The organism is Tolypothrix campylonemoides VB511288_2 (genome assembly GCF_045999855.1).
Classification (GTDB): Bacteria; Cyanobacteriota; Cyanobacteriia; order Cyanobacteriales; family Nostocaceae; genus Scytonema; species Scytonema bouteillei_A.
In genome coordinates this window covers 144,598-165,714 of record NZ_JBFPMW010000007.1, presented here as the reverse complement: position 1 = coordinate 165,714, position 21,117 = coordinate 144,598, and the positions used below count along the sequence as shown (strand labels likewise).

Annotated in this window: 19 protein-coding genes; 6 read left to right on the top strand and 13 right to left on the bottom strand. The window is 42.1% G+C overall.

All coding sequences use genetic code 11. From position 1 onward, the window contains the following. Positions 1 to 37: 37 nt before the first annotated feature. Entirely contained in the window at positions 38 to 1,927 is a 1,890-nt protein-coding gene (gene cobJ, locus AB0756_RS21935) for a precorrin-3B C(17)-methyltransferase (protein WP_050046828.1), read from the top strand. Between the two features lie 43 nt (positions 1,928 to 1,970). On the opposite strand, the gene AB0756_RS21930 is transcribed toward cobJ, so the two are convergent. Further along, positions 1,971 to 2,324: a phage holin family protein gene (locus AB0756_RS21930; protein ID WP_038081223.1), complete on the bottom strand. Its 354-nt coding sequence runs from the start codon at positions 2,322 to 2,324 to the stop codon at positions 1,971 to 1,973. A gap of 272 nt (positions 2,325 to 2,596) precedes the next feature. Between AB0756_RS21930 and AB0756_RS21925 the strand changes: the two genes are divergently transcribed. Further along, on the top strand, positions 2,597 to 3,439 hold the full coding sequence (locus tag AB0756_RS21925) for a metallophosphoesterase (RefSeq protein WP_038081221.1): 843 nt from the start codon (positions 2,597 to 2,599) through the stop codon (positions 3,437 to 3,439). Positions 3,440 to 4,211: 772 nt separating this feature from the next. Next, positions 4,212 to 4,433, top strand: coding sequence for a hypothetical protein (locus AB0756_RS21920; protein WP_137986597.1), 222 nt, complete (start codon positions 4,212 to 4,214; stop codon positions 4,431 to 4,433). Positions 4,434 to 4,762: 329 nt separating this feature from the next. Here the strand turns inward: AB0756_RS21920 and AB0756_RS21915 are convergent, their stop codons facing one another. The 4 genes from AB0756_RS21915 to AB0756_RS21900 form a co-directional block, all read right to left on the bottom strand. Then, positions 4,763 to 6,778, bottom strand: coding sequence for a WD40 repeat domain-containing protein (locus AB0756_RS21915; RefSeq protein ID WP_038081220.1), 2,016 nt, complete (start codon positions 6,776 to 6,778; stop codon positions 4,763 to 4,765). A 66-nt stretch (positions 6,779 to 6,844) separates the two neighbouring features. Then, positions 6,845 to 7,009, bottom strand: coding sequence for a hypothetical protein (locus AB0756_RS21910; protein ID WP_153021452.1), 165 nt, complete (start codon positions 7,007 to 7,009; stop codon positions 6,845 to 6,847). 63 nt (positions 7,010 to 7,072) lie between these two features. Continuing rightward, on the bottom strand, positions 7,073 to 7,699 hold the full coding sequence (locus AB0756_RS21905) for a J domain-containing protein (RefSeq protein WP_038081218.1): 627 nt from the start codon (positions 7,697 to 7,699) through the stop codon (positions 7,073 to 7,075). 71 nt (positions 7,700 to 7,770) lie between these two features. After that, positions 7,771 to 9,219 (bottom strand): WD40 domain-containing protein, encoded by a 1,449-nt coding sequence (locus AB0756_RS21900; protein ID WP_038081217.1) that lies wholly within the window; start codon positions 9,217 to 9,219, stop codon positions 7,771 to 7,773. A gap of 30 nt (positions 9,220 to 9,249) precedes the next feature. Between AB0756_RS21900 and AB0756_RS21895 the strand changes: the two genes are divergently transcribed. Further along, on the top strand, positions 9,250 to 10,347 hold the full coding sequence (locus AB0756_RS21895) for a tocopherol cyclase family protein (RefSeq protein ID WP_038081215.1): 1,098 nt from the start codon (positions 9,250 to 9,252) through the stop codon (positions 10,345 to 10,347). Between the two features lie 690 nt (positions 10,348 to 11,037). After that, positions 11,038 to 11,571: a YdcF family protein gene (locus AB0756_RS21890; protein WP_038081243.1), complete on the top strand. Its 534-nt coding sequence runs from the start codon at positions 11,038 to 11,040 to the stop codon at positions 11,569 to 11,571. Between the two features lie 134 nt (positions 11,572 to 11,705). Here the strand turns inward: AB0756_RS21890 and AB0756_RS21885 are convergent, their stop codons facing one another. The 6 genes from AB0756_RS21885 to plsX all read right to left on the bottom strand — a co-directional run bounded on the left by AB0756_RS21885 (position 11,706) and on the right by plsX (position 17,053). After that, a complete protein-coding gene (locus tag AB0756_RS21885; RefSeq protein ID WP_038081213.1) occupies positions 11,706 to 12,008 on the bottom strand; it encodes a DUF2288 domain-containing protein in 303 nt (100 codons plus the stop codon). 4 nt (positions 12,009 to 12,012) lie between these two features. Beyond that, on the bottom strand, positions 12,013 to 13,050 hold the full coding sequence (locus tag AB0756_RS21880) for an AI-2E family transporter (RefSeq protein WP_038081211.1): 1,038 nt from the start codon (positions 13,048 to 13,050) through the stop codon (positions 12,013 to 12,015). A gap of 186 nt (positions 13,051 to 13,236) precedes the next feature. Beyond that, positions 13,237 to 13,875, bottom strand: coding sequence for a lysophospholipid acyltransferase family protein (locus AB0756_RS21875; RefSeq protein ID WP_050046825.1), 639 nt, complete (start codon positions 13,873 to 13,875; stop codon positions 13,237 to 13,239). 52 nt (positions 13,876 to 13,927) lie between these two features. Then, positions 13,928 to 14,809 (bottom strand): ACP S-malonyltransferase, encoded by an 882-nt coding sequence (fabD, locus tag AB0756_RS21870; RefSeq protein WP_038081209.1) that lies wholly within the window; start codon positions 14,807 to 14,809, stop codon positions 13,928 to 13,930. 123 nt (positions 14,810 to 14,932) lie between these two features. Next, entirely contained in the window at positions 14,933 to 15,925 is a 993-nt protein-coding gene (locus tag AB0756_RS21865) for a beta-ketoacyl-ACP synthase III (RefSeq protein ID WP_038081241.1), read from the bottom strand. Between the two features lie 102 nt (positions 15,926 to 16,027). After that, entirely contained in the window at positions 16,028 to 17,053 is a 1,026-nt protein-coding gene (plsX, locus tag AB0756_RS21860) for a phosphate acyltransferase PlsX (RefSeq protein WP_038081208.1), read from the bottom strand. Positions 17,054 to 17,779: 726 nt separating this feature from the next. On the opposite strand from plsX, the gene AB0756_RS21855 reads away from it, so the two are divergent. After that, complete coding sequence (locus AB0756_RS21855) at positions 17,780 to 19,120, top strand: D-alanyl-D-alanine carboxypeptidase (protein ID WP_038081207.1); 1,341 nt, start codon at positions 17,780 to 17,782, stop codon at positions 19,118 to 19,120. Positions 19,121 to 19,188: 68 nt separating this feature from the next. Here AB0756_RS21855 and lptC read toward each other — a convergent pair whose 3' ends face one another. Beyond that, on the bottom strand, positions 19,189 to 20,469 hold the full coding sequence (gene lptC / locus AB0756_RS21850; RefSeq protein ID WP_202048658.1) for an LPS export ABC transporter periplasmic protein LptC: 1,281 nt from the start codon (positions 20,467 to 20,469) through the stop codon (positions 19,189 to 19,191). Further along, on the bottom strand, positions 20,469 to 21,104 hold the full coding sequence (locus AB0756_RS21845; RefSeq protein ID WP_038084483.1) for a LabA-like NYN domain-containing protein: 636 nt from the start codon (positions 21,102 to 21,104) through the stop codon (positions 20,469 to 20,471). Before AB0756_RS21845 ends, lptC begins: the two co-directional genes overlap by 1 nt. Positions 21,105 to 21,117 lie beyond the last annotated feature (13 nt).

Below are 21,117 nucleotides of genomic sequence, written 5' to 3'. Positions count from 1 at the left end.
TATTATAAAGAATTTAGAAAACACCCTAAATATTCCTATGTCTTCTGCCGAAGTGCCGTTAAAACACCCTACTTCATTTCTTCCACCGATCGCTGCGATCGCTACCACCCCTACAGGTGTCAAAAAATTACAAACCCTATCTCAAATCGATTCTGTCAATATTTGGGTTCCAGAATCTTTAGCAGATATGCCAGGTACGCAAGTTTACACTGGTTCTCTGAAACAACACATAGCCAATCTGTGGCAAACACACCGTGCTTTTATCTTTTGTTTGGCAACTGGTGCAGTGGTACGTTTAATTGCACCTTTGTTGCGACACAAATCCACCGATCCCGCAGTGATAACACTTGATGAAGCAGGACGGTTTGTCATTAGTTTGTGTGGCGGACATCAAGGCGGTGGCGATAAGCTAGCACAGTTAATTGCCTTACAACTCAATGCAACACCAGTTTTGTCTGGTGCTTCCGCCAGTTTGGGATTACCCGCAGTAGATACGTTAGGTGTACCCTTTGGTTGGAAGCGGGGTGAAGGTGATTGGACGGGTGTCAGTGCGTCTGTTGCGCGGGGAGAACGAGTACAAGTCATTCAAGAAACAGGTTCTACTCTTTGGCAAACAGCTTTCAGTACCCAGCCATCGGCTTTTATTTTTCAAGAAGACCCTTCCGCCACGGCTAAAATTTGGATTACCTCCAAACTCCCCCATACCTCCCCGATACCTCAAATTCACTGGTATCCGCGAGTTTTATGGATTGGAATTGGCTGTGAGAGAGGAACTTCAGAACAACTCCTAGAAACGGCAATTCAACAAGTTTTCCAACAACATCAACTAGCAGAAAGTGCGATCGCAGGAATTGCCACCATAGACATTAAATCGGATGAAGTTGGTTTGGTAAAACTTTGCCAAAAACGCAATTTACCTTTAAAAACCTTCTCTTCAGACATCCTCAGCAAAATATCCGTTCCCAATCCGTCTCAAGTCGTTGAAAAAGAAGTTGGAACTCCCAGTGTTGCAGAAGCTGCTGCTTTATGTGCTGCTCAAAGTCAAACTCTACTCATTGCCAAACAAATTTTTAAACCCTCCCTCACTCCCTTACTCCCCCACTCCTCCCCTCCTCTCCAAGGAGCAGTCACAATAGCTATTGCCCAAGCAGAAAAAGAATACATCGGTCGTACTGGAGAACTGTTACTGATTGGTACCGGACCGGGACAAATCAATCAAATGACACCAGCAGCACAAGCCGCCGTCACTAGTGCAGATGCAATTATTGGCTACAGTTTATACGTAGACTTAATTCACCCTATTCTCAGACCGGGACAAATTGTTGAAGCGTTACCAATTACAAAAGAACGTCAACGCGCCCAACGAGCAATTGAGTTAGCGAATTGGGGATTGCAAGTAGCTGTTATATCTTCTGGTGACTGTGGAATATACGGCATGGCAGGGTTAGTATTGGAAGAGTTGCAAACCCAAGATTGGGATGGCAAAACACCTAAAATTCAAATATTTCCCGGTATTACTGCCATGCAAGCTGCTGCATCTAGAGTAGGAACACCTTTGATGCATGACTTTTGTGCTATCAGCTTGAGCGATTTACTGACACCATGGGAAATGATTGAAAAGCGTTTAGAAGCAGCAGCGGTTGCTGATTTTGTGACTGCTTTATACAATCCTCGCTCTCAAACACGGATTCAACAGCTTGTAACCGCTCGAGAGATTTTCCTCAAATATCGCAATTCCGATACACCCGTTGCTGTGGTACGTTCTGCGTACCGTGAAGACGAGCAAATTACTCTCACAACTTTAGATAAATTACTCGATGTTTCCATCGATATGTTGACTACAGTGTTAATTGGCAATTCCAATACACGTTTTCATGCTAATTGGATGGTAACCCCAAGAGGATATCTTGGCTTTGCTAATAGCTAATGGCTAATGGCTAATGGTGCAATTAACAATTAGCTATTAGCTATTAGCCATTAGGTCTAAGAAAGTAGCTAATTATACTAGAAACTATTGATAGTACAATTGACCCTAGTAAAGCAGGTATAAAACCATTGATGGTAAAACCGTAACCGGGTGTGAAGACACTTGCTAACCAGAGGGTAAAAGCATTCAGAACAAATGTAAACAACCCGAAGGTGAGTAAGGTAATGGGAAATGTGAGTATACCTAAAATAGGTCGAACGATCGCATTAACTAGTCCGATAACAATTGCTGCTATGAGGGCAGCCACAAAATTTTTAATCTCAAAGCCAGGAACAATGTTGGAAGTTACCAGCAATGCTATGGCAGTCCCCACCCAGGTTAATAAAAAATGTTTCATAAAATTTTTCCATCTTTCTGTTCACAATATTCCTATCAAGCTAAGATCTTTGCAAGATGTTTGCTTTGCAATAAGCTGGGTACAGCTTGCGCCGAAGAGATCGCTACCGTAGAACGCGTGTTCAAGACAGTAAAACCAGGTTTCTGCAAAAGTTTTAACAAAAAACATAAATCTTTTCATAAATTTTTAGCTAAGGCATCTGCAATAACAGATTTATATAGATAATGATTTGTTAAGCTGTAAGCGCTGGTACGAGGAGCAATGTCAGCGCAATGCACTGGTTGTTATCTGGTCGTTTAAGAGTAGAGAAGTTAACGGTTAAGATAGAAAACTTACCAGAATCGTTACAAGGTACGAAGCTGGTACACCTATCTGACTTGCACTATGATGGCTTGCGATTGTCAGAGAAAATGTTACAAGAAGCGATCGCAATTAGCAATGAAGCTGAACCCGACTTAGTTGTACTGACAGGTGATTACGTAACTGACGATCCATCACCCATTCAGCAACTGGTGCTACGACTCAAATATCTCCAAAGTCGTGCTGGAATCTACGCTGTTCTGGGTAATCACGACATCTATTTCAAACGTTCACAAGCTACAGTTACGGATGCACTTAACAGCATTGGCGTTACGGTACTTTGGAATGAAATTGGTTATCCATTTGGGCAAGAACTACCGTTAGTGGGTTTGGCTGATTATTGGTCGCGAGAATTTAACCCTAAATTGGTGATGGATCGGTTAGATCCTACCAAACCTTGCATCGTACTATCGCATAATCCCGACACAGCGGAGATTTTGCAAAAATGGCGAGTCGATTTGCAATTATCAGGTCACACTCATGGCGGTCAAATTGTGCTTCCGGTAGTGGGACCCGTTGTGGTTTATTACAAAAAGTTTATTCGCAAAGTTTCTAAAAAAATCCGGCGCTGGGTACCTTATTTGCGAGGAGACTGCGCGAAAGTCGTCAAACATTGGGAATGGGCGCAAGGTTTCCATACGGTCGGAAACAATCAGCTTTACGTCAATCGCGGTTTGGGAACATACCCCCCTGGACGTTTGTTCTGTCCTCCTGAAGTGACAATCGTTACTTTAGTAAGTGATGACAAGAGCTAGAGAACGGGATTGGAACCAAGCAAAAGACACGCACTCTCAACAATCAACCGCCAAAAGCTACTATAGGATACTGCAAGGAGCTTTTGGCGGTTTATGGGTAATTCGATCGATTGATAAAAAAACAGAAAGTAACTCAACTAAGGTGGACAGAATTTCGCAACTAAACCCGTTCAGAAATTTGTGTTCTTTATATTCCAGCTAGGCAGGCATTTTTGCTGTGCGTTCAAAAACCTCCAAATTAACTCAATAAATTCATCTTTAGGCGAAAACACATTTACGGAACACAAAACCTGACTGGCGATTGCGAACTTACTAGATGCGGGAGGCACTGGCTCCAGTAAGTACTCTACAAATGAACTTCTTAGACTTGTTTGGTGCCATATGTTTAAGTTAACACGCCCTTTTGGTAACGGTCAAAATTGTTACCTAATTTTATCACCCTTAACTTTCTTTAATAGACTCTTAAATTTTCGATAACTTAGCTATTACTTGACCCCAAGCGGTTTATTGAAGAAGGAAGAAAGAAGGAAGGAATTTCTTCAAGCTTCTTCCCTCTTCTAACTTCGGTTCTTCCTTCGTTTTCCAACATCAAACTTCACGCGCCCTAGATAAAAAACCCTATAGAGCGAAGAGAAAGAGAAGGAGAGGATGATTGTAGTTATATGGCTTACTGTGATTTTCGATTAGGTGATGTTATCCAAACTTTTAGGTTGACAGGCAACGCACAACTTGAAGCGACTGCTCAACCCTAGGTAGGGTCGGAGGACGTGCCTTGATTTCCGAGTCGTTCATCTCACGCTTGTGCTATGCCTTCACGCTGCGCGAACGCGGTAAGACGTGGGGCTTCTGCCCGATTAAGCTAAAAAAAATTGTCCGCACATCTGCGCTCGAATTTGTAGAAACTACAAATGAAAAACTAAAATCAGTTTTGGGACAATTTATTGCAGAAATGGTAGCAGTACAATTATTTGATAAAATTTCAAAGAATTCTTAAAAAATAATTTATAAAGTCGTAAATATCGGCACTATTTTGCTGTTTTGAAGTTAGAGTAAAAAATTTTTTTAATAGATTTAAGCAAATGTTATATAAAAAAAAAGTTCAAGAATATGTTGGAATTTTTCACAATTGCGATTGGGCAAAGTAGTAGCAAATGGGACAATAGCAAGTAGAGACTGAGTAAAAGTTCTTTTTTGATTGGGAAGGATTGTTTCATACTTGACAATCGGTTGTAGTAAAACGAAACTATCAAGACTTCTCTCTAGTACTGGGGTTAAATATTGATGATTGACCAAAGCAAGAGAAATGAGATAAGTTGACAATAGCTAATTACATGGGAATAACTTAATTGTTTTATCTCCACTGCCACTAGCTGCCAAAGTTTTCCCATCCGGGCTAAAGGCAACACAATAAACGGCATCATCATTGGCTGTAAAAGTGCGAATTTCCTGACCCGTATCCACTTGCCAAAGCTTCACTGTTTTGTCTCTACTACCACTTGCCAAAATTTTACCGTCGGGACTAAAGGTGACAGAACAAACATCGTCTGTATGCCCTGCAAGTGTCTGTAATTGTTGACCGTTAGGCAATTGCCAAATTCTAATCGTCTTGTCGCTACTACCACTGGCAATTTGCTTTCCATTCGGGCTGAAAGCAACAGAATTCATGCCTCCAAAAGAATCAGGATTTCCTTTAAGAGTTAAAAATTTATCCTCAGTTAAATACCAAACTTTGATAGTTTTATCATTACCTGCGCCGCCACTGGCTAAAATTTTGCTGTCAGGGCTAAAACCAACACATAAAATTTCATCAGAATGTCCTTGAATACTATGTATTTCTTTATAAGTATCTGTAGACCAAAGTTTAATAGTTCTATCTTTAGAGCCACTAGCTATAGTTTTTCCATCAGGACTAAATGCAACAGCATAAACTTTGTCTTTATGTCCGGTAAAAGTGAAAATTTGTTCTCCTGTCACAACATTCCACAACTTAACAGTTTGGTCGTCGCTTCCACTCACTAAAATCTTACCATCAGGACTAAATGCAACTGCGTTCACGCGAGAGGGTTCTTCTCTTCCTTGAAGAGTACGGGCTTCCTTTTTAGCAAGATCCCAAATTTTTATAGTTTTGTCATGACTTCCACTAGCTAAGACTTGTCCATCAGAACTAAAAACAACAGACATAACTCTATCTGTATGTCCTTGAAGAACACTTTGAAAGATTATTTCCTGTGCGGCTTTAGATGCAGAAATATCTGGTGTAGATGCTATTGCTGTCTGATTAATCTGTGGATTCAAGGGTGGTGGTAAGCTAACAGGTGCTGAGAACTGAGTGTTTTGTGACTTTGTTGGTATAGGAGCAAGTAATTTGACATTTGCTTGAGGTGATTGAGTCTCAGAATTTTTAGATTGTCCGCTTTCTGTCTCATTTTGAAATTGAGGTTTTGTCTTGGTAACTAATTCGGTTAACGCTTGTACTTCCGTTTGGAGTTTGGTTAAAGTATTTAAACATTCTTCTATCTGCTTTTGAGTGCTATGACTCAGTTGTTGTGTAAAAGTATCCAGTTGAGTGAACCGCTGTTCCCAAGACTGCAAACCTTGCATTTGTTGTTGGCTGTTTTGATTGAGGTGCTGTTTAAAAGCATTCAGTTGAGCTAAACTTTGAGTGAGGGGTTCGATCTGTTTTAGAGTGTTTGCGCTCAGTTGTTGCATTCCGGTCTCGATTTGAGCGAGACGCTGCTCCCAACGCCCGATTTCCTGAAGTTTTTGTTGGATAGTTTGATTTAATTGTTGCGTTAAAACATCCACTTGAGACAAACGCTGGTTAAGTGGATTCATTTGATTTTGAGTATTTTCACTGAATTGTCTTATAAAGGCATCAAGCTGGGTTAAATGCTGTTGAAAAGCATCAATATTTTGTGTTTGCTGATACCGTTGTAATTCTTCTACTTGTTGTTGAAATGTTGTTCTCAAATCTCGAACAGTTGTCTCATATTGTTCGAGACGTTGCGTAAAAGTCTCTAAACTTTGCCGTTGCTGGTTTTGAAGTGTTTCAAGTTGTTCTCCTGTGGTTGTGCTGAGTTGTTGGGTGAAATTATCAAAGTTAGCAAGACGCTGGCGGAGTGGATTGAGAAGTAGATCTTGTTTTACCATCAGTTCTTGCTGGTTCTGCTCTTTCAAAAACTTTAATCGTTCTCGGTTAGCAATGTTCAAGCAGACAGAGATTGTGAGGGGAGTTGCTACATAAATCATTTGTTGGGTGAGCGTTGTTGCAACTAATCCTAAGGCAGAGAGAGAAATTGAGGCGTATTCGCTAACTTCTAGCCAATGCAGTTTGGTCATAATGGGTGGTCTGCTGTGGTTGGTACTTGGAGAGAAAACCGCTGGATCTTGCAACGCGACGCGATTTTAAGAGCCTACCTTCATCTTCTTCCAATAAACACGGACAAACTGTGCTTGGAATTTCTCATTAACCAAGAATCGAGGTAGGAAGTATGAAGTATAAAGTATAAAGGATGAAGGTAAAAGTGCTTTATGCCAAGTCGAAGCGATCGCTTCGCTTTGTGCGAGCACATCCTCCGGTTTAAACCCTGTTACTGACAAGCATTCACTTTATTCCTTATCCCGATCTTTGACTTATCGGTATCGCCGATTGAGTCCAAGTAAACTCTTTATCCACCGAAAAAACCTGCCGATCGGGAATTTTGACCTAGATTTCTGTTTGGAGCGTTTGGAACGTCTTGATGAGGATGACGAATAATTTTCTCTAATCCTTAACTGCCCTTCTAATTGTGCTGCTTTATCTAAATCTGAGTTGGCTCGATGTTCGTAACCCAGTACCGAACAAACATATCCACGGTACTTGTATGCTTCTGTATAATTTGGATTGAGCCGAATTGCATGGGTAAAGTCGGTTAAGGCGTCTTTGTATCTTCCTAATTTTACGTTCTCGACGCCATCGTTGTAAAATGCCTCAGCATTGAAGCGGCTGACGTAAACTCTTGCGATCGGTGTTTGATAAGATTCGCTTGTTGGATGGGGATGTTCTGCCTGAGTAGGCTGATAAGATTTAAGTTTGTTATAAGCTTCATTAATAAGTTTTATTTTTTCCTCTGCTTCTTCCTTCTGCTGCACTAGTGAAAAATTATCTGGATGCCAAATTTTAACTAGCCTGCGGTAAGTATGCTTGATCTCTGCTTGCGATGCACCGGGTTTTAGTTCTAAAACAAAATAAGCCTCTTCTATACTCATGCGATCGCTCATACGGAGAATAGGATGCACTGTAAATCTATGTTAATTATTCCCAAAAACTTTTAATGTTTTTCCAGAAATAGTCAACTTTGCCAAATCTTAATCGTTGTATCTCGACTGCTACTAATAAGAGTTTTTCCATCCGGACTAAAAGCAACAGCATTCACCGAATCCGAATGATGACCTATGGTGTAAAGGTGCTCTCCCGTATCCGTTTGCCAAAACTTCACACTTCTATCCGCACTACCACTGGCAATTTGCTGGCTATCAGGGCTGATAGCAACAGACAAAACAGAATCACTATGTCCTGTTAGGGAATTGTTTTGCTTACCTGTATTTATATCCCACAACTTGATAGTTTTGTCATAACTTCCACTGGCTAAAATTTGTCCGTTAGAGGCGATCGCAACACAAGTTACTCTCCCCAAGTGTTTGTTAAAAGTGTGTAAAAGTTTTTTACTTTTTATCTGCCAAATTTTGATACTATTGTCACCACTTCCGCTTGCTAAAACTTCTCCATTTGGGCTAATTGCTAGAGAATTGATAGAGTAAGAATGTCCCTTAAGAACGTGTAGAAGTTGTTCTATAGCTATATGTGTTATTTTGATGGTCGTGTCCCGACCCCCGCTAAAGATAAATTGACCATCCAGACTTAAAACCAGGGAAAAAATGGGGGTTGAATGAATTTTGAGAGTCTTGAGGAGTTTCCCTGTCGCTACTTCCCAAATCATAACACTACAGTCATCGCTACCACTGACTAAAGTTTTGCTATCAGGACTAAATGCAAGGCATCTTACCCATTTATGATGACCGATGAGAGTATGTAACACTTTTCCGGTATTCAAATGCCAAATTTTAATCGTGTTATCACTACTTCCACTAGCAAAAGTTTGACCATCAGGACTAATTGCGATCGCCAAAACCCAATTGGCATGATTGAGTGTACGGACGCATTTCCAAGGAGAAGTGAATACTGATGTTTCACTTGATGGTTGTGATGGATTCTTAGGAGATTTTGAAGCTGGTGGTGCGGATTGATATTTTCTTGCTTCTCGTTCCAGTCTGGCTGCATTTCTAAAATCAGAAGCAGCTCTATTTTCCCAACCCATTTTTGAACAGGCAAGCCCTCGATATTTATAAGCTTCAAAGTAGTTGGGATTGAGGCGGATTGCTTGCGTAAAATTTTCTATTGCTTCAATATAATTTTTCCTTTGGGCTTGTTCCATACCCCATTTATAAAAAGTTTCGGCATCGGAGCGATTGGAGTAAATTGTTGTTTTTCCGGTTGAAGTTCCACCCCTAGAAGCAGATGCTTTTGCCAAACTTGGTTTTATAAACTTTAGTAATTCATAAGCTTGGTTGATTCTTTTAATTTTTTCCTCAGCCTCTTGCTTTTGCTCAGCTTCGGAAAAACGATCGGGATGCCAAGTTTTTGCCAGTTTGCGGTAAGCAAGCTTGACATCCTCAGGTGATGCATCAGGAGTCAAGCCAAGAATATCATAAGCACGCTTTATGTCCAGGCGATCGCTCATACTAGGAAAAATAATATCAATTGTAAATCCATGCTAACTTTTCTTAGAAATCCCTATCATTCCGTTCAAACACCCCACAGCGGTTACCACTGGGATGGTATGAGTCGCCGCTTCTTTGAAGGTTGGTATTATAGGGTCACTTTACCCCAAGAAGGCCAAACATTTGCTTTCATGTACTCAATAGAAGACCCAAAAGGCAATCAACCTCACAGTGGCGGTGCAGCACAAATTCTCGGTCCAAATGATGAGTACCTGTGGCGTACCTTTCCCGATACCAGTAAATTTTGGGGAAGTCCGCAGCGACTGGGCTTGGGACATTGGGGGAAAACAAACCGCAAGACCCAACCGACTTATCTACACCCTGAGGAATTTGAACGCGATATTTTAGAAGGCTACCAAGCAACAGCAACCCTAAACCAAGGATTTATCAAAGACCCTGCAAGCGGTCAATATTGCCGTTGGCAATATGAAATTCAACCCATCTACGGCTGGGGCGATCGCTTTAGTATTCAGCAATCCACTGCGGGTTGGCTGTCATTTCTACAAATTTTTGAGCCGGGATGGCAAATTTTAATGGCACATGGTTTAGCATCTGGTTGGATTGATTGGAATGGTAAACGTTATGAATTTACCAATGCTCCAGCCTACGGCGAGAAGAATTGGGGAGGCGCTTTCCCGCAAAAATGGTTTTGGGTAAACTGTAATAGCTTTGAAGGCGAACCAGATCTCGCCCTCACTGCAGGCGGAGGAAGGCGTGGTGTTTTGTGGTGGATGGAATCTGTAGCGATGGTAGGCTTGCACTATCAAGGGAAGTTTTACGAATTTGTACCTTGGAACTCCCAAGTCAGTTGGAATATCAGCCCTTGGGGAAAATGGCAAATTCAAGCAAAAAATTCCCGTTATGAAGTTGAGGTAATAGGGACTACCAATTTACCGGGCACTCCTCTACGTGCGCCAACAACTGATGGTTTAATCTTCTGCTGTCGGGACACAATGCAAGGCGAGTTAAATTTAGAACTGCGAGACAATAATACGGAAAAAGGAAAAACTATCCTGAGGGCAAGCACCTTCCTGTGTGGATTAGAGATAGGAGGTAGAGGCTGGGAAAACTCCTGGCAGTCCCGCTAAAAGTGGTATCATGGTAATGATGTTATTTTTCTGGGGCTGTAGCTCAGTTGGATAGAGCGAGCGCCTCCTGAAGTTTCGGGCACCATAGAGGAAACTCTATGAGTGAATGTGGTTAAATTCGGTGAACCCTAAAGAGTTAGAACTCCCTCATGGGAAAACTATAAGGGAATACCGAGCCAAGCCCAAAAATTTGAGATTTGAGATTTAAGATTTGAAATTTTATTTATGGAATCCAAAATCCAAAATCCAAAATCTAAAATCGAGGGAAGGTGTAGAGACTAGTAAGCCACCGCCTAAAGGTACAAAACCTATGGTGAAGGTATAGTCCGGAGAGTGGGGAAACTCACACAAATCTGAAGCGCTAGGCCGCCGGTTCGAATCTGGCCAGTCCCGTTAAAAAGTTAAATGAAGTTAGTAGATAGTGGTGAGTTGTTAGTAGATAGTAGTTGGTAGGTAAAGTACCGATTCACTAAGTCTTTTCCCCTACTTCTGTCAGAACGCATAGCTTCACGCCCCTACTAACAACTGTAAGGGCGCAAAACCTTACGCCCAACTAGCAACTGTAAGGGCGTAATGCCTTGCGTCCCTACTAACAACTAACCTTTTTTCAAAGAAAAACTTTTGTTCAAACAGTCACTCTTTGATAGAACCTTGAGCAAGCCACCATTGAAAGCTATTTCTTCTCGGTTTATGCTATTAGCCCTACCAGTGATGCTTTGGTGGGGTTACAAAGAAATGCAAAGCCAATTTGCGCGACCCCAAGCTATTTTAGTGTTGGGTGGTTCAACATCAAAGTTAGAGCGAGAGAAATTTACAGCAGATCTGGCTCGCCAAAACCCACACTTACCTATTTGGATTACTGGAGGTAGCCCACCAACGATCACCAAAAGAGTATTTAGAAAAGCTGGAATCGATCCGAAGCGTTTGCATTTAGACTATAGGGCGCAAAATACAGTAGAAAACTTTACAACGCTTGTTGATGATTTAGAAAAAAGAGGGATTAAGAGCGTCTATCTCGTAACTTCAGACTACCACATGCGTCGCGCCCGTGTTATAGGCAAAATTATTTTAGGTAGTCGGGGCATTAATATTAAACCAGTGTCAGTTCCTTCTAGAACATCTCCCGAACCAATTGAAAAATCTATTCGCGATGGGGTAAGAGCAATTGTTTGGATAGCAACTGGTTATGCAGGGAGTGAAGAACTTCAAAAATACAAGCAGTGAAATATCAATTCACAAAATAACTTCATTTTGTAGTATGGGGTATCTTTACTCGATACTTCTTAAGGACGGGTAAGGATACCCATCCCACAAAAGATTTTGGGATATTTCTTATTTGAAATTCCTCAGATAAAAACCTATGCTGCTATCTTCTCTTGCACCAGGACAAATGGTTGTACGATTAGAGTATTAAATCGTTTTTCTTGTTGCATATTCCATTCTCCTACCTGAGTGGCAGAAGGTTTAGCAATCAAGGCTTCATCAATCCAGACTTGCACTTCGGAAACGCGATCGCTAGCTATTGCGACTCCCACATCTAACAAGTCAAGTCCTTCTGCAACGACAATTACTGCATCGCGTTGTACGTGAGGAATTAGCCATGACCACTCGGCTTCATCCAAATTTTCTGTTAACTCTGCTCTCAAATCTTGATTGGTCATTTGACTAAACCTCTGACTTCATTTCATCAATTTCAAATAAAGAAACTATAACACCAGCGATAGGAATAGAAATAAAAATTCCTAACAATCCGGCAACTTTAGCACCTACAAGTAAAGCAAAAAATACCACAACAGGGTTTAGGTTGAGCGCTCCTTGCATAATTCTAGGTGAAATTAAGTTATCTTGTATTTGTTGAAGAATAATACAAGCAACTAGTACTTTAAGAGCTAGCCAAACACTTTGAGAGAAGACAATAAGTGTAATCACACTGACTCCTAATGTAGCTCCTATACCAGGTATAATATCAAGCAATCCAACTACAACTGATAGTATTAATGCAAAAGGTACATTAAGGACTAGAAATACAAGGAAAGAGCAAGATGTCAGAAACAATGTCAAGATTAACTGACCGCGAAAAAAACCTAAAAAATTACGTTTTATGATACGTGTAAATCTATCTCGCCTTCTTGGCGGTACTCCTTTTATAATAAATTGCCAAAGTTTTTCTCCGTCAAGCAGCATAAAAAAAGCAACAACGGCAATTAAGATAAAAGTTACAAAGTTAGTAATGAAGCTTTGAAAAATATTCAAGCTTGTAACAAGCATGGATATAGCTTGGTTTCGCAGCTGTTCTTCTATAGCACTTAAATCAATTTGTAAATTCCGACTGCGAAGAAACTCCTCTAGGCGATCGACTAAGGGGACCAAAGAGTTCAAAAAAGCAGTGACGCTATCAATTAATTGTTGTCCTTGAGATAAAACAGTTAAACCAACTGTAATCGTCAAAGCACTCAGAACAACAAGACTCAGTAAGAAAATGACAACAACTGCTATGCTATGAGGTAAAAAATGCCTCAGCCATTGTACGGGATAGCTAAGTAAAAAGGCTAGAATCGCAGCAAATGAGAAAATAACAATGACTGATTCAAAGTAACCCAGAAGTTGTACAATTGCCCAGCCAGATGCTACTAGAAGTAAAAAACGAACTAGCGCCAGATTATTCAGGCGGTTCCAAAAATCACTGGCATCAAAACCGCTCATATATAGGTTTGGAAAGCTTTGTAAAATCTCCTATTAGACTGACATAACTCAAGCAACAATTGCCACTTCCTTTAAGCAGATTTCCGATCGCTCAAACAGAAAATATGTAGGATGCTCAATGCCCACTGTTAGGCATAAATGGTAGGCATTGCCAACCTTACAAGTTAGAAAAATACCAAATACCCCTCAACGTCCTAAATCGTGAAGGGTATTAATTGCTGCTGCACACTGTTTTGTAATAGCTTCCAATTCTTCTTTATCAGTTGAACTAGGAGCATTAATTAACTCGCCAATTCTTACCGTGACTGGAACCGGGCGAGGAGTTATCGCTCCTTTTTGCTCAATAGCCTGAGTACCCCACAAACATACAGGTAAAAGAGGCGCTTTTGCCTTAGCAGCAATCAGTGCAGCACCTCGCTTTGGATCTGTGATACGTCCATCAGGGGTACGAGTGCCTTGTAAAAAAACGCCTACAGCCCACCCCTCATCCAAATATTTTAAGGCAGCGCGAATGGCAGTGCGATCGGCACTACCCCGGCTGACTGGATAAGCCCCATACAACTCAATAGCTTGTTTTAAAATTGGGATTTTAAAAAGTTCTTCCTTTGCCATGTAAGCGACAGGACGGCGCATATAGTTAGAAACAAGTGGCGGATCGTAGTTACTGGCGTGATTGCTTACCACCACAAGTGGTCCGCTTTGAGGAACGTTTTCAGCACCATAGACTCGCCCTCGAAAGTAGACTCGGAGCATGGGGCTAACAACTGACCACTTAAAGGCGTAGTAAAGTAAGAGACTGGCAAATGGTTCGCGGTTTCGAGACATAGGGTCATGGTGAGTGGTTGGTGGTTAGTGGTTAGTAGTTGACAACTAACCATTAACCACTCACTAAGTCAGCTGTAGAACGGATATTTTCTAAAATTAAACCAGAGCAAGTGCGTTTAATCAGACCAGTCAGGACATTACCAGGTCCAATTTCCACAACTCGCTCAACTCCATTATCAGGCAATGCCAGGGCAATTTCTCTCCACCGCACTCCACCTGTCATTTGTTGCCTTAAACGTTGTTTTAAAACATCTGCATCAGCAGATGGAACAGGATCGACATTTGATAAAACTGGTATTTTTGCTGGTTGAAACTTTACGGAATCAAGCGCGTGTTGGAACTCAGCTGCAACTTCTGCCATCAAAGGTGAATGAAACGCACCAGAAACATTTAGGGGTAATGCGCGTTTTGCCTTGACTTGGGACATAACTGCTTGAACAGCTTCTGGAGTACCAGAAATAACAACCTGTGTGGGGCTGTTGTCATTTGCTAGAACTACATCAGGATTTTCAGAGATCGCCTGTTCCAGTTTTTCTCGGTCAAAATTTATTAATGCTGCCATCATACCACCTGCAGCACTATCCATGAGTTCTGCCCGATGTTTTACCAAGCGCAATCCAGCTGACCACTCGAAGACACCCGCCACATAAAGAGCGATATATTCTCCCAAACTGTGACCTGCCAATAAATCCGGGCTGTATTTTTCTTGCAAAATGTCAGCAAGTATGCTTTCTACCACGTACAAACAAGGTTGAGTGTAGAGGGTGCGAGATAGCTTTTCCTCGTGTGTTTGGCAAATTTCAATGACAGACCAACCCAAGATACTTTCTGCTTGGGCAAACTTTTCTTTTGCAGATGGTAAATCCAGTAAATCCATTCCCATGCCCAAGGATTGAGAACCTTGACCGGGAAATACCCATACGGTTTTTGTCATTTAATCATCAAATTGGTGGTTAGTGGTTGGTGGTTGGTGGTTAGTGGTTAGTCGTTAATTGCTCTCCTCATTAGTTGCGGTTAACAACTGACTGCGAACTACTAACCACTAACTAATACACATTTACCGCCCCCATCGAAAGATAGCGGCACCCCAAGTGAGACCGGCTCCAAAACCGGAGGCGGCTATAATGTCACTGGGTTTGATTTTCCCTTGTCGTACTGCTTCGTTTAAAGCTAGAGGAATAGAAGCAGCAGAAGTATTACCGTAGTTAGCAAGATTGCTAAGAACTTTTTCTGGTGGAATGTTCATGCGATTGGCAACAGCATCTAGAATTCGCTGGTTTGCCTGATGCAACAAAAGCCAGTCTATGTCGTCAACGCTCAGGTCAGCACGGAATAAAGCTTTGTCAATCACTTCCGGTACTTTTTGCACGGCAAAGCGATAGACTTCTTTGCCGTTCATTGAGATCGGCGTAAAGCTTCCTTTTCCAACACTGACACCCTGAGTTAAGTCTAAATTACTACCTTGGTATGCAAGGTTAAGGCAATTATTCTGAGTCCCATCACTTCTAAGTTCAAATCCCAGCAAGCCATCTGTTTCATTGGCTTGCATCACGATTGCTCCAGCACCATCCCCAAATAACACGCACGTGCTACGGTCTTTCCAATCTACCCAACGAGAGAGGATATCTGCCCCTATCAACAGGACGTTTTGATAAACTCCGGTTCTGATATATTGGGCAGCAGTGACAAGTCCAAACACGAAACCAGAACAAGCTGCAGTCAGATCGAAAGCAACTGCCCTGGTTGCTCCGAGTGCTGCTTGAATTCTACAAGCGGTGCCAAACAAATCATCGGGGGTAGAAGTTGCCAGCAGAATCAAATCCAAGTCTTGCGGATTGATTTTAGCCATTGCGATCGCCTGATGGCTGGCAGCAACCGCCAGATCGGTTAGTGATTCATCGGGCTTCGCCAACCGACGTTGACGAATTCCCGTTCTTGTGGTAATCCAATCATCTGATGTTTCAACCAGTTCGGTTAGTGCCTGGTTATCCAAGAAAGCAGCTGGAACTGCCGAACCACTTCCTGTTATTGCTATTCCTAAATTTTGCACTCCGGCATCTCCCAAGCTATCTTTAACAGTGACCAGTAACCAGTCATTTGTCATTTGTCAAAAGGTCATTGCAAATGACTCCGGACAAATGACAAATGATATTTAGCCACTTTCTTGCTGAACGCTTTGATATTGGGACTGAATTCTTTGTAACACTTGGTTGTTGACCGCTTCTTTTGCCATACGAATTGCATTAAAAATCGAAGGTGCTTGGGAACTCCCGTGACTGATAATACAAATTCCCCCTACTCCCAAAAGCAAAGCACCCCCATGTTCGGCATGATCGACCCTCTGCTTAATCCGTCTGAGATTTGGTTTTAAAATAGCTGTACCAATTTGACCGCGCACTCCTTGGGGTAATTCTTCCCGCATAATTTGCAGCATAATCTCCCCAACGGCTTCGGCAAACTTTAACAACACGTTACCCACAAATCCGTCACAGACAATTACGTCAAAATGACCGGAGAGGACATCACGCCCTTCGGCGTTACCAATAAAAGTAATTTGCGTCTTTTCCTTTAGTAGTTGATGGGCACGTACAGCAGCATCATTGCCTTTACAGTCTTCTTCACCGATATTCAATAAACCTACTTTAGGTTCTGGAGTCCCCAAAACATACTGACTGTATATAGACCCCATGACTGCAAACTGTTCTAAGAATTTTGGACGGCAATCCACGTTTGCACCTACATCAAGAACTAGTACTGGCTTGCCTGCTACCATTGTGGGAAAAACCGCACCAATTGCGGGACGGTCAATGCCCGGTAGTCGTCCCAAGCGCAGTAAAGCTGCTGCCATTGCTGCTCCAGAGTGTCCGGCAGAAACGACAGCATCTGCTTGCTGTTTTTTCACCAAATCCATCGCCACATTGATGGAAGCCTTAGGTTTGCGCCTGATAGCGCTTAAAGGCTCCTCATCCATTGCGATCGCTTCAGAGGCACTCACGATTTCAACGTGCGCCAGATTTGTCTTTGGCGGCAGTTTGCTTTGAATTTGTTGGGGATCGCCCACCAACAGTACTTCTACACCTAATTCTTCTCGGGCTCGCAGAGCGCCTGCGACGATTTCATCAGGTGCATGATCCCCTCCCATTGCGTCAATTGCGATCCGCACGCAAGTCGATCCCATTGCTCAGAGCTTCTAAAAACCTTACAAATTTTACCAGATGCCTCTTTTGAAGTATGAAGGATAAAGGAAAAAGAACTTAAGTATTCGGTCTTAGGTCTTTGGTTATTTTCCAATCCCAGTACCCAATGCCTTTCTTTCTTGATACTTTTCTTTCCTACTTGTTTAGAGCTTCTGTCAAGCCCAACATAACACGAATTACACCCCTTACTACGACCGTGAAATTACGGCGATAACCGCGAGATGGAAACTGGGGACTTAAGGATAGGGTTATGACTGGGCAATTGCACGTGAAAAAGCTTTTCACAATCGCGATTGCCACTAATCCCCACTTTGTGGGAGTTCCGCATTTTCCAATCCCCATTGACCAAAATCAAAAAATTGCCTGATCGAGAAGTTAGCTGTGGGAAAATATCAGATAGATAAAATCGAGTCCATAGCTCAAGTGTGTAGATCCACGCGGGCAGCTTTTTAAAGAGTAGAGTAGGGTGGGATGAAGTGTGAAGTATAAATTTTTCATCCTTCATCCTTTTTCATTAAAAAGTGTAAGATGGGAACCCTAAAGATCGGAAAATACAAATGATAGGGTTCTGCTGCCTACAAAAATTGTGTTATCCAAACCACTTCCGCAATGAAACATCAGCGGTTATTATGGCTCAGTACATAGCAAGAGCAAGCAAATAGTAAATTTACGTAATCTTAACTAGCATATAGAACGAAGGAAAACGGATGCTGGAATTATTTAGTTCAGGGTTAATTTCCATTTGGCTAGAGATGGCAGGTGTACAAGTTAAACCTACAGATGTATTGGATGTACTAGCTTGGCAAAGTAGCCCTGGCTTAGTTCTTGCCCCCGATCCAAATCCATCTGGCAGTACCATTGTGCAGCAATATCTGAAGGGACTGCAAACATTAAAACTCGTCACAACACCAGAGCAAACACAACATCAAGGGATTTGGCTTCAGTCAGGACCTATCTTGATGGCTAACCATCAGGGTACAACACCTCTAAGCGCTGCTTCCTTAACTAAAATCGCTACTTCTTTAGCAGCCCTAACGACTTTTGGACCAAACCATCAATTTCAAACATTAGTCAGTACCACAGGCTCGGTCAAAAACGGAGTCTTACAAGGTGATTTAATCCTAACGAGCGGCGGAGATCCTTTATTTGTTTGGGAAGAAGCGATCGCTCTAGGTAACAGCCTCAACCAAATGGGTATCAAACGTGTCACGGGAAATTTGATAATTAATGGCAATTTTGCTATGAATTTTCAGCGCAATCCCCAGATTGCAGGTCAAATGCTCAGACAAGCGATCAATTCTGCCACCTGGTCTCGTGCTTTATCTTTCCAACATTCACTGATGCCTAAAGGGACTCTCAAACCGCAAGTGGCTGTAGCCGGACAGGTAAAATTAGCAACGCAAAATATTGCTCTGTCCCAAAATCCCCAACAAACCCTATTATTGCGTCATCGTTCGCTGCCCTTAAGACAAATCATCAAGGAAATGAACGTTTTCAGCAATAATGAAATGGCAGAAATGTTAGCAGAGGCCGTTGGGGGAGCACATATTGTACAATTAAAAGCCGCAAAACTAGCAAGAGTGCCGCAATCGGAAATTCAATTAATTAACGGTTCTGGGCTCGGACAAGAGAACCGCATTTCTCCCAGAGCTGCTTGTGCTATGTTAATGGCAATTCAAAAGGAAGCTTTTGCCCACCAACTCACTGTAGCTGATTTCTTTCCTACTGCGGGGTTTGACAATCGTGGAACACTGCATTCGAGACATCTTCCTGCAGCCACTGTCATAAAAACCGGTACTTTGAGGGATGTCAGTGCTTTAGCGGGAGTGGTACCGACACGCGATCGCGGTTTGGTTTGGTTTGCCATTATCAATCGCGGTTATACCGTACCTGCTTTTCGCGCCGGACAAGATCAACTCTTACAAACCCTTGTCAAGCAATTACAAGTCGCTCCAACCATCCCCGCGAGTTTAACTCCCCATACAGCCACCAGTACGTTACCTCAATATGGTGCAGCCAATCGGAATGAAATGGTGTATGGTGGCTAATAGCTAATAGCTAATTGCTAATTGTTCATCTTAGTATTAACCATTAGCTATTAGCTATTAGCCCTTAGCTAATTACTCTTTAACTCTTTTGGAATAATTTCTGTCACCACTTTGTCGCTTGAGTTACCACCTTTAACTTCAATCGTTTCTGTTTGAATATTACCAATTGCCTGTTGACCCTTGAAAGCTAAAGGGGGATCGATTTGTCGGTAAACAACATCACCCTGTCCTTCAACTAATTTCTTATCAAGATACCAAGTAAGATTGTTAGATTTTAGCGATTGACGGCGTTCCCCAACAGCGTAAACATCTCCTGCTAGATAAACTGTTTTTTCTTTTATCTTCATCTCTCCTCTGTTAGCTGTGACTCTCACATTTTCTTCCCTATGGAATACCTGTACGGGAGCGTTTGCGTTCACAATTTCCGTGTTTAGATTCCAAGTCATTTCATTACTAGCTACTTGTAGGGGTGGGTCTAGTAATTCTATTTGAGCATTTTTTCTAACAGTAGCAATCTTGGTTTTTAAATTAACTTCCGCAGAATCTCCTCTTCCACGGTCGGTCACTTGATTGTTTTTATAGCGGTTGATTTGCATGGGACGATCGCCTATCAGTTTTTCCTCTTTGACTTTCCAAATCAAATGCTCGGTTCGCATTTGCATAACCGGATCGACTGATTGTGCTATGACTCCCCCAGAAAAATCCACGCGCTGTTCGCGGGTTTTCACTCGTGCTTCCTGTGCTACTGCTTGAAGTTGCTTGTGAGTTCCGTGAATGTTGTTACGAACAATTAGCAAATCTTCTTTAGGTCGCCACTCCAATTCGTTACCTTGCAACACTACACCGTTGAGAGGATCTGTGGCAACAATTTTTCCTTTCAAAAAGAGTTTCTTGCCATCTTGTTCAATATCTGCTTGCTGTGCTTGTACTTGATATACTACTTTACCGTCTTGATACAGTTCCCCGTAAGGGCTTTCCGCTTCACCAATTTGCTTATCTTTTGTATATTTTGCTTGTTTGGCAATCACTTTCCAAATAGGTCGTCCCAGCTCATCTGCTTGCAGTAGGGAAACACCAATAAAAGTCAAGTTACTTTCTTTAGCATTTGATGGAGGGTTCTGGATGGGGGGTTTGTTGACCACGTTAGACTCTCCTCCCCCACAGGCGGATAGGCTAATTGTTATGAGCCAAAGGAGGAAGAGAAAGATGGGGGGATTCAAGGTCCCCACCGGGGATAGCGGGGAAGTGAGGGAGTGAGGGAGTGAGGGAGTGAGGGAGTGAGGGAGAAAATTCCCCCTGGTCTCCCTTGTCCCCCTTGTCTCACTTTGTCTATTGTCTTTTTGATTCATTACTGCTCTTGAATTTCCAAGTGAGTGTCACTCTCTCTAGGTTCTTCCAAAAAACCCATACCTGCTGATAATGGTCGGTAAGGATAACTTTGGCGCGGTGTTTTTTGAATATCTTCTTTGACTGCTTCTAAATCAATATAGCGATCGCTCACATTAATTAAGCTATCACTCGTCATCGATCGCAAGCTCACTACTTCTACTCTTACACCACGGTAACTCACAGAATTCACTGCATATGCCAGATCCCCATCCCCACTGACCAGCACTGCTGTATCATATGAGTCTACGAGAGCCATCATATCCACAGCTATTTCTACATCTAAGTTAGCTTTTTTCGAGCCATCCGGTAGCTGTACTAAATCTTTAGCAATGACTCTGTAACCGTTCCGTCGCATCCACAATAAAAAACCTTGTTGCTTTTCGTTAGTTCTGTCTACTCCGGTATAGAAAAAAGCCCGCAGGAGTCTAGAACCTCCTGTTAGTCTCGATAGAAGTTTTGTGTAATCAATTTCAATTCCCAGTTGTAGTGCAGCATAAAATAAATTTGAGCCATCTATAAATATAGCTACACGACCCCGATTTTCCAAAACTTGTTCCGGTGTGAATATTGAGTCGTTTTCCAAATTATTCAACATTGTTGTCATACCT